Origin of the sequence: Peribacillus sp. NPDC096448 (genome assembly GCF_044762675.1) — a bacterium.
Lineage (GTDB): Bacteria > Bacillota > Bacilli > Bacillales > DSM-1321 > Peribacillus > Peribacillus frigoritolerans_B.
The window spans coordinates 31,705-46,204 of sequence record NZ_JBIWEU010000023.1 but is presented as its reverse complement, the minus strand read 5'-3'; the positions used below and the strand labels follow the sequence as shown (position 1 = coordinate 46,204).

Sequence of the window (14,500 nt, the reverse complement as noted above, 5' to 3'; positions counted from 1 at the left end):
AAATAAATATTGATGAGGATAAAAAAAAGGAGAATGATCTTACAGGTCCTGGCTTCTATATAGGTATTATATTCGTATGTTTTGGCCTTTTCATTGACTTAGGCTCCTATTCTATCGTTATTACCATTTTGGGATTTTTGACAATGGCGTTTTATGAAGACTTAAAAAAGATATTTTGGAATGTAAAGAAAGATTTTAACGAGCAATAGAGTTTTAAGCAAAAAACCTGTTGTTTAAAGCATATGTTTGTCCTTTTAAAGTTTGAAGGAATGATTTGAGGTGGAATTTTGAGCCAATTTGCTATTTTAGTTATTTGTGCAGCATGCCTAATCCTAGGGATGTTTGTAAAAAAGACGAATTCTTAAGACTACAAATCACTATGTATATCATATTCATATTTAGTTTACATAAACACTCCTATAGGAACCAAGCTTTAACAGACCCTTTTATATAAGGGTTTGTTTTTATTTTATCTAACTCATTAAAGTTTATTCAACTAAACGGGTTCGTTAGCTGAGATCAGAGGGGGCTTTAAGGCAGCTCTTTCTTTATGCAAACTAACGAGGCAGGTTTATTAGGAAAGAAGGGGGATTTTTGAAGTTATCGAATGGGATACCAACCTAAAAAGGATCATACATATTAGAAGGACTAATATGTATGATCCTTTATTTGTTCACGCATAAATATAAAATTTACATATCTGGCGTATATACTGTCAGCAAATAATGAAAAATAGGAATGAAGTAATGAAAAAGGTTAGGATGTGTATCTTGGAAAAATTAGTTTATTTATTAACAGCAGTAAGTGCCATTATGACTTTACTGTTTATAGCACTTTTTCTGGTTGTTAAAACAAAGAAAATTAAAAACCTTTGTATAATCACTTCAATTTTTTTATTCATGATTTTTATAGGTGGAATTATGATGGAATATTATAAAATTATTTAATATTGTGAACAACTGGCTCTTTTTGTGAAATATTGTACTTGGAGTCCAGACAGCAAAACGCGGTAAACGTACGCTAAGAGTTGTGTTGCATTAATTTTTTAGTATTTCAGGTAAATTGTGTTGCGTAAAAGCGATAAATGGCACTTCTTCAACTATGTAATGCAACATAATTGTATTTATGTTGTATAGAATGAACAGCCTTAGCGTATAAAAAAGCCTTTGTTTTAGGTATTTTAATCCTTAGCGTATGAAATCCGCGTTTTGCTGGCGGTACCCCATCGCCATCAAGCTAAGCGTGCAAGAGATAATATAAAAGTGTGTTCTCTTTAATTTGCTATGGTAACACTAAAAATGCGCATGACAAAAAAAACATCAAATAGGTTTTTTTAAAAAATATTAGGCAGCTTTAAGTTTTTGTGACGTACAATCATACACAATACCTAAGATATCAAAGACCGTTTTCTTGTTATAACGATGACATTTCCGTCCGTTTTTCTCCAAAAGGTGAAACAGACGTAGAAAAATTTTTGATAATTCTTTGGCGTCCTTTTGTAATCCTTGATAAAACAATAAATAATAGTCTTTTATCATATAGATGGATTTATATTAACTTAACTCCTTCTTTTTCTTATCTAAAAGTAACTGACGCATTCTAAACATTGTAGATGAACAGAGTAAAATGCTAATAAGTTGCCCATACAAGTGACACTCTAAGCGTTCCCTCTTAATCTCTTTGCACTTGTCAATTTGAAAGAAAGATTTCCATGTCTTAAATAGAATTCAATCTGCCAACGTAACGAATACAGTTCATGAATATGTTCCGTTGGAACGTCTTCTAAAGAAAGATTTGTAATATATACGTTTATTCCACTTAATCGTTTGCTTCGGTCTTTATAGGTAATGCCCTTCTTCTTTTCTTTTTTTGCTTGTTCTTTCAATCTTTTCTCTGTTTGTACCTCAGTTAATCGATGAATAATCACTCGGGCGGGTAGTTTTTGATTCAGCCCAATGTATGCTTCTGAAATTTCCAGTGTTTGACCAGGTCGTAATTGATTCATAAGCTCTTCCGTGTCTAACTGAATAAAGAGAGTACCTTTCTTCACAGTCCCATTCCGAAAAAACTCTGGTTCATCATTCTTACGATATATACGAGAATTCAACTTCAAACGTGAGACATAGTAAGCACCTTCATCATTCATTTTCTGTAAGTCGTGTAAGTCGCAATACCCTAAATCCCTTATGTATAAGTCTTTCGGTTGAATGGTTAGTAGACTTGTGGAACCGAAGGTTTTATCATTTTCTCTCCCTTCTCCTACATAAACGTGGAGGAACTTCCCACTCAATAAGTCATATTCAAGTTGTATTTTAGCACCTGCGGTATGGCTACTTCCGCCAGAACCTTGATAATGTGAAGCAAACTTATCTGGAAGTTGAAATGTTGTAGAATCTAGGATCCGAATACGTTTAAAAGTCGTGGAGTATGGATGTAGTATTTCTTGCGTTGAATGAATTCTTTGAGTTAGAAGATTAGCTAAAACTTGTTGAAGAAACTGTACGGCTGAACCATTAAATCGTTGATTAAGCCCTTCGGGGCTCATGAGGACACCTGTAGATGCTTCGAGACGGCTACACAATTGTGTGAGTGGTGTACTCGCAACCTGTTGACTAAGCCATACACATAAAGCAATTAATTCTTGTGCTTGATATTTACTTGTACGTTGAACAAAACCAACTTCTTTAGCTAATTGTTGTAGAGAAGATGGAGATAAGTAGTTTTGAAGTTCTTGAGAAAAGAGATTCATTTCGTCTGAAATAGAAAAACTCATAGAAAACGACATCCTTCCTGTATATTTCTACAAAAAGAATAGCGTTTTTTTCGTTATGATGATACAAATTCACCTTAGCTTGATGGGAATATGGCGGTACCCCAAAAAGAAGTTGCGAAATGGCAATCATAAAAAGCTTGGTATTTCTGAATGATGGACACGATTGGGTAGTGGACATTGACCTTGAAAGATTCTTCGATACAGTCCACCACGATAAACTCATGCGAATTATAGCTAATACAATAGATGATGGAGACGTTATCTCTCTATATCTGATAAAAAATTCATGATATACGGTTATTTGTCATGCGTACCAGAAAGGTGCGCTTATTTTTATAGTTCGGGCTTACCACTTGTCCACGTCATTCTCATTCATTTTTTGTAAGATTATTGAAAGAAATTCGAAAGAAGTCAGAAAGATTTATCCAGTAATATGAAACTGGGAGTCTTAAATATCAATCATTATTGGAGGTTACAATCATGCAGGTTATATGGGAAAATGTCCGACAATCGATAAATCGCTTAAAAACGAACCGAAAGCCAAAGCAGCCTCTGTCTCCAGGTTGGAAGTGGGCAGCAATTATCATGATCATTCCTTCTCTCATCCTATTTATTATTCAATCTATCTATTTTTTCGGGGACAGAGGAATCTATGAATTCACTGTTGCTACACTCCTGTTTATCCTATTTATTTCTCTAATTAGTGGCTTATTAACTGTTTTACTATTTGCTTTTAAAAAATTGCCAAATCTTTATCTATGGTTATTCTTTAGCTCTTGTTTCATGCTATTTATTTGTTTTATGGGTCCGTTAGAAGTTTCTGCACTATTTATCTTTGTTTTTATTCTTTCCCTTACCCTTTGGGGTGCACTTATATACCGGCTTAAGGAAAAGGGTGGAATTAGAAATAAACTTTTATTCGCCCTACTCACCATCTGGATCGGACTCTTTAGTTATTGGATAATTAACGATGGCCAGCCATCCCCCCGTGGAGTCACGTTAAAAGAATTAAAAAAAGCAAATCATTATGACAGTTCTTCTATCCAGAATCCCAACCAAAATGGGCTGTATAAGGTCCAATCGATTACGTATGGCAGTAAGAATAGCTACCGCAAAGAATTCAATCGAAAGAACTCACTGCTTACCAAACCCATTGATGCATCTTCATTTCTTGAAAAATGGTCCACTTTAAGAACGAAAACCTTTGGTTTTGGACCAAAAGAATTGCCGCTCAATGGAACAGTCTGGTATCCAAAAGGAGAGGGGCCCTTTCCCCTCGTTATAGCCGTCCACGGAAACCATCTAATGACAGACTACTCCGACCCCGGCTACAAATATCTCGGTCAACTTCTTGCCAGCCGCGGTTATATCTTTGTTTCAATTGATGAGAATTTCCTAAATGTATCACCCTTTAATGATATGTTTATCTTTCATGCCTTGGAAAAAGAAAACCCTGCAAGGGCTATCTTACTTCTAGAGCACCTTAAAACCTGGAAGAACTGGAACAAAGAAGAGAAAAACCCCTTTTTCGAAAAGGTAGATATGGACAATATTGCACTTATTGGCCATTCACGAGGTGGTGAAGCGATTTCAATAGCTGCGGCCTTTAATCAATTAAGCAACTCTCCTGATAATGCAAAGATTAAATTTAACTACGGATTTCACATTCGCTCGCTTATCTCAATTTCGGGTACTGATGGATACTATTCTCCTTCTGGAAAACCAGTCCCGCTTCAAAATATAAATTATCTAGCCTTGCATGGTTCTCATGATATGGATGTCAATAGCTTTTCTGGTTATAGTCAATTTAATCGAATTCATTTTAACTCTGATCAGGATTTTATGAAGGCTTCCGTTTACATTTACGGGGCCAATCATGGTCAATTTAATCAAACTTGGGGCAAACGGGACGGTGTTGGTTTAGGAAATCAACTTTTCAACCTGAAACAGCTTATGCCAATAGAAGATCAAGAACGAGTGGCCAAAGTGTTCATTTCTTCCTTTCTCGATGCTACGATAAAAAATAAAAAGGAATATAAATTGATTTTCAAAGATATCGGTTATGCACAAAAATGGCTGCCGAATACCATGTATATTAGTGATTATGGAGACTCGAAGACTTCCATCCTTACCTCATTTGATGAAGATATTGATGTGCTAAGTACTTCCGTCATGGGGGGGAGAATTCAAGGAAAGCACTTAATGGAATGGAAGGAAGAGCGGATGAAACTGAAATATGGAGAATCCCTTAACAGCGTGGTACGGTTAGGTTGGAACCTTCGTAAGCTCCGTAAGGCTGCCTCCTATACGGTCTTCCTACCCGGGAAGGGTTTGAATCTTACAGAAAATAGCTCCATTTCCTTTTCAATGGCCGATTCGACAAAAAGGAAAAATCCTTCCTATAGAAAAGATCTTATTGATTTAACCATCACCCTAGTGGATGATGAAGGTAATCGTGCCAGCCTGCCGCTTAGCCATGTTTCAAAATTAATCCCAATGATAGAAGGAAAACTATTAAAATGGCCGTTTACTGAGTTATCTCCTACTAAGGAGCCCATCTTTCAACACTTTAACTTCCAACTGAAGGATTTCAAGCGAATGAATCCAGCCTTTAATCCCCAAACATTAAACCAAATTTCATTTGAATTTAATCGAACCGAAAAAGGCACCGTTTTAGTAAACGATATCGGTATTCGCTAAAAACACGGGGGACTTCCATGAAAAGCAGTCCCCCATTATTTTAATAAAGCAATCTGGAAATGTGTATATCCGTTACCTGAATCCAATTGAATACTTCCATTGTGCATTTCAATAATTCTCTTTGTGATCGTTAGTCCTAGGCCAGTGCCTTCATTACTTTTCCTAGATTGGTTTTTCAACCTACCCAAAGAGAAGAAATTAAAGATTTTAGAAGTTAGTATGGCTGAATTCTCTGAGCATGGTTATCAAGAGTCCAGTATCTCAAGCATTATTAAGAAAGCAGGAATTCCTAGGGGGAGTTTTTATCAATACTTCGAAGACAAACTTGATTTGTATAAGTATGTAGTTGAACAAGTAGGCATCAAAAAACACGAGTACTCCCAAAATTTAACCCAGATAACTAGTGAAATGAAATTTATTGATATTATAAGGAACCTATTTATCGGGGGAATTCATTTTTACCGTAAGCATCCGGATATGGGCAAAATTGCAAACGACCTTATCTTCAATTCCGATCAAGATTGGAAAAAATCAATACTTGGGGAAGAAGATAAAAAGAGTAATGAATTTTTTCATATATTAATCAATGAGAGTAAGAAGAAACATGAAATTGATCAGAGATTAAATAATGAAACAATCATTTTGCTTGTTCATTCTCTTAACCTGTCACTTGTTCAATATTTCATCAACAAATCTGGCTCCGATTATTTTGATGATAAGCTATTTTTTTTAATTGATGAAATGATGTTGTTCTTAGAAAAAGGTCTATCAATACCATTACAAGGGAAGGAGAAAAACTTTTGATGCGTAAATATGATAAGCCATTGGCTATTTTCTTTGCTCTATGCTCCATATGTTTACTGATTGTAAATCGCGATTTATTAGATTGGGCTTTTGCAAGGCATCATAATCAGCTTTCTTGGTATATAAGACCTATATTTATTATTCCTTTTTGTTTTTTTGCCTTCAAAAGGAGCCTTGCCGGAATATCGTTCACACTGTTCTGTATTTTCACATCCATGTTTTGGTTCCCTGAACCGACTACCGTAGATACAAAAGTGCAAGAATTTCTTCAATATGAAGTCGATTATCTAACTGGGGATTGGGGAATGGGGAAAATTTTGCTTACATTGATTGTACCACTATCTTTAACCCTCTTAGCTCTTGCTTTCTGGCAACGTAACATTTGGTTCGGCTTGTCAATTATGGCCTTTATTGCAATAGGGAAAGTAGGATGGAGTATCCTATTTGCAGGGGACTCTGGTAAATCTATAATTATTCCAGCTACATTAGGTCTTATAGTATGCATGGTATTTGTTTATCTCGGAATTACACGAAATAAGAGGCGACAAAATTGACATGGAGGGGATAAGGGTGGAACCAAACGGCCAAATTTTACAATTAAATGATGGAAGAAAACTTGGATATATTCAATATGGGAAGAAAGACGGCATACCTATATTTCTCTTTCACGGAACACCAGGTTCAAGAATATGGTTTTTAGATGATGACGAAGTATCAAATTCACTAGGAATTAGGTTAATTTCGATAGATAGACCTGGATACGGCTTATCAGACTTAAAGCCAAACAGAACTGTACTAGATTGGACCGATGATGTTGAGGAATTGGCTAATCATTTACAAATTGAAAATTTTTCAGTAATTGGGGTTTCTGGAGGAGGAGCATATGCAGCTGCTTGTGGATATAAAATTCCGCAACGAATAAATTCAATTACGATGGTTTCAAGCGTTACTCCTTTCAAAGATGGAAAGCCTCCGAAGGCGATGGTAAAAGAAAATCGTATAGCGTTTTGGCTTTCTAAAAATGCACCGTGGATTTTGAAGTTATCATATAAATCCATGGTAAAGATAATGGATAAATCTCCAGATAAATTTAAAAAAGACCTTAAAAATGGCAATAAACATTTAACCGATTGGGATCGCCAGTTTCTGCAAACTGATGAACACTTAGAAGCAACATTTAGGCATTTAAGAGAAGCATATAGGAACCAAGTTGATGAAGGAGCAACCGAACCTTATTTATTGTCTAAATATTGGGGATTTGATTTAAAAGACATAAAAGTACCAGTCTATCTTTTTCATGGAGAAGAGGACAGAATGGCTCCTGTGGAAGAGATTAAAAAAGTATCAAGGATAATACCTGAGTGTCAGTTGCACCTTATTCCTGATGCAGGTCACTTTTTAACTGACGATAGCAAAATTTGGGGACGTATTTTAAGAGAAGTTATTATAAATTAAGCTACGTTTTACAAACTTTTTGCACAGTGTATTCACACGGTTTTAATAAGCTAACGGTGGTTAGAATTAAATAAGTGCGAGATAGCTGCAATTGCCTTTGATCTTCAACAATCGGGCGCTTTTATGGAGTAACAAAAAAGCCCAATTTCTCAATTTTAATCTGAGAAATTGGACTTTTTTTTCTGGAATTTCCTTAACGTTGTAAATTCGCGTTTTTTGCTGGTGGTACCCCATGCCCATCAAGCTAACAATAACGAGTTACCTCAAAACGATAAAAACGGAAAAATGCACAAAAATTTTCGTTCTGGGGGTATTATGATATCTTACCTTGATTGGCATGTGGCGGTACCCACTTTTAGTCCGCAAAGTGGTAGTGGTGACTTAGATTGGATTTATACACTTAGTGCATTTTATAAAAATTGAATTTTTTAGTTTATTATAGTTAATATATACCATTATAGGGATTTTGTGTTGATTTTATTTAGTTATTGAATTATGATGAGATAAAGTTTTTCCTTCAGGAAACATTTTAACGATAGGTAAAAATGTTTGTCTATAGAAAAAATATTCAAAGTAACTGCAAAAGTAACTATTATGAAGGTAAATTCAATGAATTGATGTTCTTTCTATCTATTGTGATCCCCCTATTTTTATATAAAAAAGAATGAGAAGCAGCCTGGAACTGCTTCTCATTCTTTTAATGAGTGAGATTTTATTTTACTTGAAGTTCTGCAATCATATCTTCTAAACGTTCTTTTTGTGCTACTAATTCTTCTACAGAAGGCTGATATGAAGATGCTCCTGCTCCCTGTACACTTCTAAACGATTGATTAGGTTGTACAAGTCTTTGTAATTGACCTCCATTTTGTTCATACAAACGGTATCCCACTGCACCTACTACTGTGCCTGATACAAAACCCATTAAAAAGTCGCGATTAATCATTGTATAATTCCCCCATTAAATTAGTTGTATATATCAATTCATGTAAAAGACATGAATGAATATCTAGATGATCATGTGTAGAAGTTGAGTTTGAAATTTTTGTTTTTCATGCAATAGCTCGAGTACGTTGACAATCCATGTAATCATAGCCACATAAAGCATATTAGAGGGACCTAGGGATAATAAAGTAACTATGCCTGTTAAGATGTCTGGATGCCTAATTTTATCCGCCGATCCATGAGACAATACAGTATATCCAGTGGCTACAACTGCTCCATATACTAAAGCATCCGGTTTATAGAAGGATGACTTTCGTATACCTGCTAACAATAATAAACATCCAGAAAATAGAGTCCGCAACCAATCTTTTCGAGTTGTTGGATCTATCTGAATCATAATATCATCTAACGGATCTAAGCGGATTTGCTGAAAAAAAATAGATATATACCGAAAAATAGTATTACGATAAAGATGTGAAATATCATATTTTATTAACATGGTTTGAATAGTAGGTTCTATCCTCACAAATAAAATACCTTTGAGGGAAGAAAACATATGCTCAATTTCCTTGTAATCCGTCTTGTCTCGTAAGGATGGAATCTGTAATCGAAGGCGGCCTGGTATATCATGTAGAACATAAAACTTTGGATTCATTCGATTCATCTCCTGTCCATAGAATACGTGCACTATTTATGACTACACCAATCGTAGCTGCATTATGAATAGCTGCTCCAACGATTGGCGAAAAAATGCCCAATGCTCCAAATAAAATAGCAAGACCATTAATTGCAAAGGTTACAATAAAATTTTGTTTAATAATATTCATTGTTTTCCTAGAAAGTCCTACTAATTCTGAAAGCATTTCCGGGTTATCAGATGTAATAATGACGTCACTTGCTTCTGAAGCAATATCTGTTCGTTTAGCTCCCATTGTGACGCCTACATGAGCATGAGCAAGAGCTGGTGCATCATTTATTCCATCTCCTACCATCATGACAGATCCTCGTTTCCCATAGTATTTTACATAAGTAGCTTTGTCTTCTGGCAGAGCCTCTGCATGATACCAATCTAATCGTAAACGTCGTGCCATTTCTCTTGCGACTGTGCGTTTATCACCTGTGAGCATGATAATGTCATCAATCCCTTGTTTACGAAGGTGGTGAACAGTCCGATGCATACCTGATCGGATTTTATCAAAGATACTCACTATACCTATAAGTGTTTGATCGTAGGCCACATAGATCACATTTTCATCTTTTTCTAACTTGTGAAGGAAATGATCTACTTTAATTTTCAACTCATTCATAAAGCGAAGACTTCCTACAAAAATTTGTTTTCCATCTAAGAAGGTACTAATCCCTTTTCCGACTACTGTCTCTACTTGAGCATTGTTATCTCGAATTTGAATCGGGATTCCCCATTTAATAGCTTGTTTAACAATAGCATCAGCTATAGGGTGAGAAGAATTCTTTTCAGCTGTTGCAGCTAACCGAATGACATCCTCTTGCTGGTATCCTTCACATGCTATAACATGTTGTACGACAGGGGCTCCTTCTGTAATAGTTCCTGTTTTATCAAGAATAATGGTGCTAATTTTAGACATCTCTTCAATATGGTGACTACCTTTGACAATGGCTCCTTCTTTCGCAGCTCGACCAATTGAAGCATAAAGTGCAGTTGCTGTAGATAATTTAATTCCACAAATAAAGTCAATAACGAGCATATTCATGGCACGGTTTACGTTACGTGTTAGAAGAAGCGTTAACAGTGCTAATCCAAATGAAACAGGTACCATTTTTTTGGCCAAGGTATCGGCAATATTTTGAATAGGTGCACGTTTTTCCTGTGCTTCTTCCAATAGTTTTACAATACGAGAAATAGCTGTGTCTTCGCCCACTTTCTCTACTATTACTATAAGATGACCATTTTGCAAAACACTTCCTGCATATACACAGTCGTCTTTTTTTAATTCTTTTGGCATGTACTCACCAGTAATAGAGGATTCATCTGCCGTTCCACATCCTTCTATGACAACGCCATCTGCTGGAATTTTTTCTCCAGTAAACACAACTACTCGATCGCCAACTTGTATTTCTTCTAATAAAACTTTCTCTTCAATACCTTCTCCATTTACTTTCCAAGCATAACAAGTATCTAGTTCTAAAACAGAATGGATGTATTGCTTTGTTTGCTGGGATGTATATTCGGTTAGTAATTCACTAATAGTAGACAAAATGGTAATAACCAAAGCAGAGCCAGGGTTGCCAATATACAAGGAAGCAAAGATGGAAGCAGCAGTCAACGTGTTAGCATTTCCCTTTTTTTCTTTAAATAAGTTTAAAATCCCATCTTTTATAACATTAAAAGATGTAGCAACCGCAGTTACCATTGCCCCTAAATGAAATGTATGTTTCCACATTACGGAGGCAGGAGATTTTTGTATGTACCAATTTGCTACAAACATAGCAATAGAGCTTACAATTGGTGCTAGTTGTTTCCAAACCGAAGATAACCATTCTGATGGGTTATTGATTTTTAAAAATGAGAAAATGAAATGTCTCAGTTTTACTAAAGAAATTGCTAAGTCATGATAAACTAGAATACTTCCTGTCATCTGCGTATAAACAGCCGAACGAACACCAGGAAAAGATCGTAAGCAGCATTCAATTTGACCTGGTTCTATAACTTTTGAAATATAAAAGCGTGTTCTTCCTGGTAAAGAATGTTCTATACGCACTGTATTCGTTATCACCTATTTGAATCCCCCTTATTTTTCATAATGCTATAAGACCAATATAATAGGCTTGCTGAAAAAGCAGGAGCATTGCCAAAGGATTGTATTCCTTTTCCTAGTAAGAATAAAATAAAGAGACTATCAAAATCTGCAAACCCATTGGTTTGCTTCTTAATACCTTTATCAATAAACTGTAAGGTATTTTTCATGCCATTCATTAACATAGCATCTTTATGTAAGATTGCGTTTGATGCTATTTGTACAATGTTAGTCATTATTTCATCCAATTCATCTTGACTAATATGAGGAACAATAAATTCAATAACAAGGCTTCCTGTTATTTCTGATGCTTTAGATGTTAATATAAGGGGATGACTCTGTACCTGTTTACCTAATGCTTCTGCTACAATAGTATGTTTCCAGCTATCACATTGTAAACGCAGTCTACCTGGCATAGCATGGATTACTTTTACTTTCTGATCCCGGAATTGGGACATTATTTTTGGAGCAATTAAAGAGGCTCCAATTCCCACAAGAGTAGGTACCATTGTTCATCTCTCCTTAGAGGATAAATTCTTTCTGATAAACTTCATCTACTATATAAAACCATGATTCTAGTTCCTTCATATCACTCACATGCGACGCATCATATGTAATAAGTAAACTACCTGTTGCTTGTGTAAACTGTACATCATACACTAAAATTTGCTCTTTTAACTTTGCTATAATCGTGTTTATTAATAGAACATTTTGCTTCCATGTAGAGGATTGAAGGCGAATACGTCCAGGGATAAAATGCATAAGCTTAATATCATATTTACCTAGCTTTCTTTCTACATGTTTCAACATAATTTTTTCTGTTATTTTTCCAATCATGTTAAATACCACCAATCTAATTCAATATTTTACTAATTATTTCCTTTTAAAGCAATGTATTGTTAAAGTACTGTAAATATTATAATTCAACTCTTATAAGAAGTTAGATTATCTTTACTAAACACATAAAAATAAGCAGTGCTCAATGACACTGCTTATTTTCGATAATTAAAATTTAATGAAATGAAAGTCAAAATTGATTGTTCGTACACCTTATATTATGTCTATAACGATTCTTTAAGAAGCGTGTTTTTTGTATCGAAGCCATTATTTTTATCTAAGGCAATTTTTATAGTGTAAAGAAACATTTATTGGATAGACTGATAACAAATATGAATACAATGAGAGTGTATAAGTATGAGTTATTTTTATGGTGCTACCTTTTTATTTTCTGGTTTGTTTCTAATAAACATGTTATTTTCGTATCAAAACAAGCATATTGATCCAGCCTTTTGGGCGACTTTAAAGTATCAAATTTTTGCCCTTCCATTATTTTTAATAGCTAATATGCTAATCGGATACGGCATCAAATTTGGATTTAAAGCGATTCAGAATTTAACATTTGTTTTAGTTCCGTCTAAAGGAATGGAGATAGTGATTTCAGTATTGATGGGCTATCTATTTTTCAAAGAGGTTCCTACTTGGAAAACACTATTGGGATTTTTTATTATGATTGTAGGGATTATTGTTTCGAAAATAAAATAGAACCTTCAAAGTTTTAGAAGGTTCTATTTTTAAATTTAAAGTAATAAACAACTTTCTGTTTGGAGAACGTTATATTAAAGTCCTAGAATGTTAACTTTAGGAAGTATCAAAAACGCCAACTATATCAAGGGTTTGGCGTTTGTTCATTTTTTATCATTTATGCAGGATTTTATACAACGTTGATAAATCAACGTTTTCGGCTTCTGAAGAAGCCTGGTGATTGCATAAAAAATGGAAAACCTTTTATTCAATATAATGGCCCTTTAATGGAATTACATGACTATCGTTTTTAAACAACAACAGTAATATAAGATATTTTTTATGTGTGGCTACTTTCAAAAAGCATACGTTAGAGTACTGCAAGGCTACCCTTTAAATAAACTGTGTCATCTACCTATGTGGGAACATAATTAGCCTAATTTCTCGGTGTTATAAGTGAGAAATTAGGCTTTAGTTACTTCATTAAAGCGCCCTACTTGACATAATCATTGATTATAAGAAGTCAAAGCAAAGAACTGTGTACTCGCCTAAAACATATATTGATTTGAAACCAATTTAGAGGGGATGATAATATGTCTCGTGAACTGCGTGCCACTTTGACTGGTCTGGATTCACAATACGCAAAAAGACTGGCTGATGCCTTCAATAGATACTTGGCTAATCTTCATGTAGTTTATATCAAATTACGTAACTTTCACTGGAATGTGGTTGGTGTTGATTTCATTGATTTTCATGAAAAATTAGGCGAATTGTATGAAGAAGTTGCTCTTGAAATCGATCGAATTGCTGAACGAATAAAAATGTTGGGTTTTTTTCCTCTTGCCTCTATGCATGAATTTGTCCGTTATGCAACTCTAGAAGAAGCCCCTAGTTGTCCTTACAATACCTCGACTATTGCTTATGCCGTTGCTAATGATTTCGCAGCAACAGCACGTTACTTGCGTGAAGTCGATGAATTCGTAAAAGAGACAACAGATGAATTTACAATCGATCTTATTGCAAATGCATTGGCCTTTCTAGAGAAACATGTTTGGTTCTTTACAGCATACCTAGAAAGAATGGATTGCGTTGATTCTCAAAGATGATAATTTCTATATAATCAATAAAAGCTACACCTGAGAAGTAAAGGGTAGCTTTTTCTGTTTTGTTACCCAACCCGATTTAAGAGCTCATTAACTTCAAGAAAATCAGCTTTTTCTTTATGGAACTGATATGAACGAAACTGTCAACCCACCACACCCAAATGTTTTTAAATGGTGTTTCATTCAGCTATGAATAGAGTTATTCCTTGTTCAACTTATAAACCAAATATCCTTTCGGATTTAGCTTGTCAAGGGCGTACTTTCCCTTGATAAGCTAAATTGAAATGGATACAATTCTAAAAGTTGAACAAGGATAACCTTAAAAACTTGGCACGAAGGCAAAAACGTTGACGGTGGTATACAAACTGATATGCGTGGGTTGGTTACCACATTTCACCCCATCCGTCACGGAGCTGCCTCGGACTAAC

The 14,500-nt window shown here is 35.0% G+C and carries 13 protein-coding genes and 2 pseudogenes; 8 read left to right on the top strand and 7 right to left on the bottom strand.

From position 1 onward, the window contains the following. Together ACIQ0C_RS24205 and ACIQ0C_RS24200 are read left to right on the top strand one after the other, a co-directional pair. Positions 1-209: pseudogene (locus tag ACIQ0C_RS24205) on the top strand (transcriptional regulator); the annotation flags it as partial. Positions 210-770: 561 nt separating this feature from the next. Further along, positions 771-947, top strand: coding sequence for a hypothetical protein (locus ACIQ0C_RS24200; RefSeq protein WP_402844518.1), 177 nt, complete (start codon positions 771-773; stop codon positions 945-947). A gap of 396 nt (positions 948-1,343) precedes the next feature. Here ACIQ0C_RS24200 and ACIQ0C_RS24195 read toward each other — a convergent pair. Further along, positions 1,344-2,773 (bottom strand): annotated as a pseudogene (locus tag ACIQ0C_RS24195) (IS4 family transposase). A 480-nt stretch (positions 2,774-3,253) separates the two neighbouring features. On the opposite strand from ACIQ0C_RS24195, the gene ACIQ0C_RS24190 reads away from it, so the two are divergent. Next, a complete protein-coding gene (locus ACIQ0C_RS24190) occupies positions 3,254-5,473 on the top strand; it encodes an MFS transporter (protein ID WP_403064762.1) in 2,220 nt (739 codons plus the stop codon). 35 nt (positions 5,474-5,508) lie between these two features. On the opposite strand, the gene ACIQ0C_RS24185 is transcribed toward ACIQ0C_RS24190, so the two are convergent. Next, positions 5,509-5,679, bottom strand: coding sequence for an ATP-binding protein (locus tag ACIQ0C_RS24185; protein ID WP_403064771.1), 171 nt, complete (start codon positions 5,677-5,679; stop codon positions 5,509-5,511). Between the two features lie 13 nt (positions 5,680-5,692). Between ACIQ0C_RS24185 and ACIQ0C_RS24180 the strand changes: the two genes are divergently transcribed. Genes ACIQ0C_RS24180 through ACIQ0C_RS24170 form a run of 3 tightly spaced genes read left to right on the top strand, consistent with a single transcriptional unit; the run spans position 5,693 to position 7,732 of the window. Then, positions 5,693-6,277: a TetR/AcrR family transcriptional regulator gene (locus tag ACIQ0C_RS24180; protein ID WP_403064759.1), complete on the top strand. Its 585-nt coding sequence runs from the start codon at positions 5,693-5,695 to the stop codon at positions 6,275-6,277. After that, the gene (locus ACIQ0C_RS24175; RefSeq protein WP_403064768.1) at positions 6,277-6,831 is read left to right on the top strand and encodes a hypothetical protein; all 555 of its coding nucleotides are present in this window, start codon (positions 6,277-6,279) and stop codon (positions 6,829-6,831) included. The genes ACIQ0C_RS24180 and ACIQ0C_RS24175 overlap by 1 nt, the downstream gene beginning before the upstream one ends. A gap of 16 nt (positions 6,832-6,847) precedes the next feature. Beyond that, positions 6,848-7,732, top strand: a complete 885-nt coding sequence (locus ACIQ0C_RS24170; RefSeq protein ID WP_403064756.1) for an alpha/beta fold hydrolase — start codon at positions 6,848-6,850, stop codon at positions 7,730-7,732. 712 nt (positions 7,733-8,444) lie between these two features. Here the strand turns inward: ACIQ0C_RS24170 and ACIQ0C_RS24165 are convergent. From ACIQ0C_RS24165 to ACIQ0C_RS24145, 5 genes are all read right to left on the bottom strand, one after another. Continuing rightward, positions 8,445-8,675, bottom strand: a complete 231-nt coding sequence (locus tag ACIQ0C_RS24165; protein WP_403064753.1) for a hypothetical protein — start codon at positions 8,673-8,675, stop codon at positions 8,445-8,447. Positions 8,676-8,738: 63 nt separating this feature from the next. After that, positions 8,739-9,329 carry an HMA2 domain-containing protein gene (locus ACIQ0C_RS24160; protein ID WP_403064750.1) on the bottom strand — a complete coding sequence of 197 codons (591 nt, stop codon included), beginning with the start codon at positions 9,327-9,329 and terminating at the stop codon, positions 8,739-8,741. Further along, positions 9,301-11,427 (bottom strand): heavy metal translocating P-type ATPase, encoded by a 2,127-nt coding sequence (locus tag ACIQ0C_RS24155; RefSeq protein WP_403064747.1) that lies wholly within the window; start codon positions 11,425-11,427, stop codon positions 9,301-9,303. The genes ACIQ0C_RS24160 and ACIQ0C_RS24155 overlap by 29 nt, the downstream gene beginning before the upstream one ends. Further along, a complete protein-coding gene (locus ACIQ0C_RS24150; RefSeq protein ID WP_403064744.1) occupies positions 11,424-11,957 on the bottom strand; it encodes an HMA2 domain-containing protein in 534 nt (177 codons plus the stop codon). Before ACIQ0C_RS24150 ends, ACIQ0C_RS24155 begins: the two co-directional genes overlap by 4 nt. A 13-nt stretch (positions 11,958-11,970) precedes the next feature. Beyond that, positions 11,971-12,285, bottom strand: coding sequence for an HMA2 domain-containing protein (locus ACIQ0C_RS24145; protein WP_403064742.1), 315 nt, complete (start codon positions 12,283-12,285; stop codon positions 11,971-11,973). A gap of 357 nt (positions 12,286-12,642) precedes the next feature. Between ACIQ0C_RS24145 and ACIQ0C_RS24140 the strand changes: the two genes are divergently transcribed. Further along, the gene (locus ACIQ0C_RS24140) at positions 12,643-12,990 is read left to right on the top strand and encodes a hypothetical protein (RefSeq protein WP_403064739.1); all 348 of its coding nucleotides are present in this window, start codon (positions 12,643-12,645) and stop codon (positions 12,988-12,990) included. Positions 12,991-13,562: 572 nt separating this feature from the next. Beyond that, positions 13,563-14,075 (top strand): Dps family protein, encoded by a 513-nt coding sequence (locus ACIQ0C_RS24135; RefSeq protein ID WP_367235606.1) that lies wholly within the window; start codon positions 13,563-13,565, stop codon positions 14,073-14,075. Positions 14,076-14,500: the final 425 nt, after the last annotated feature.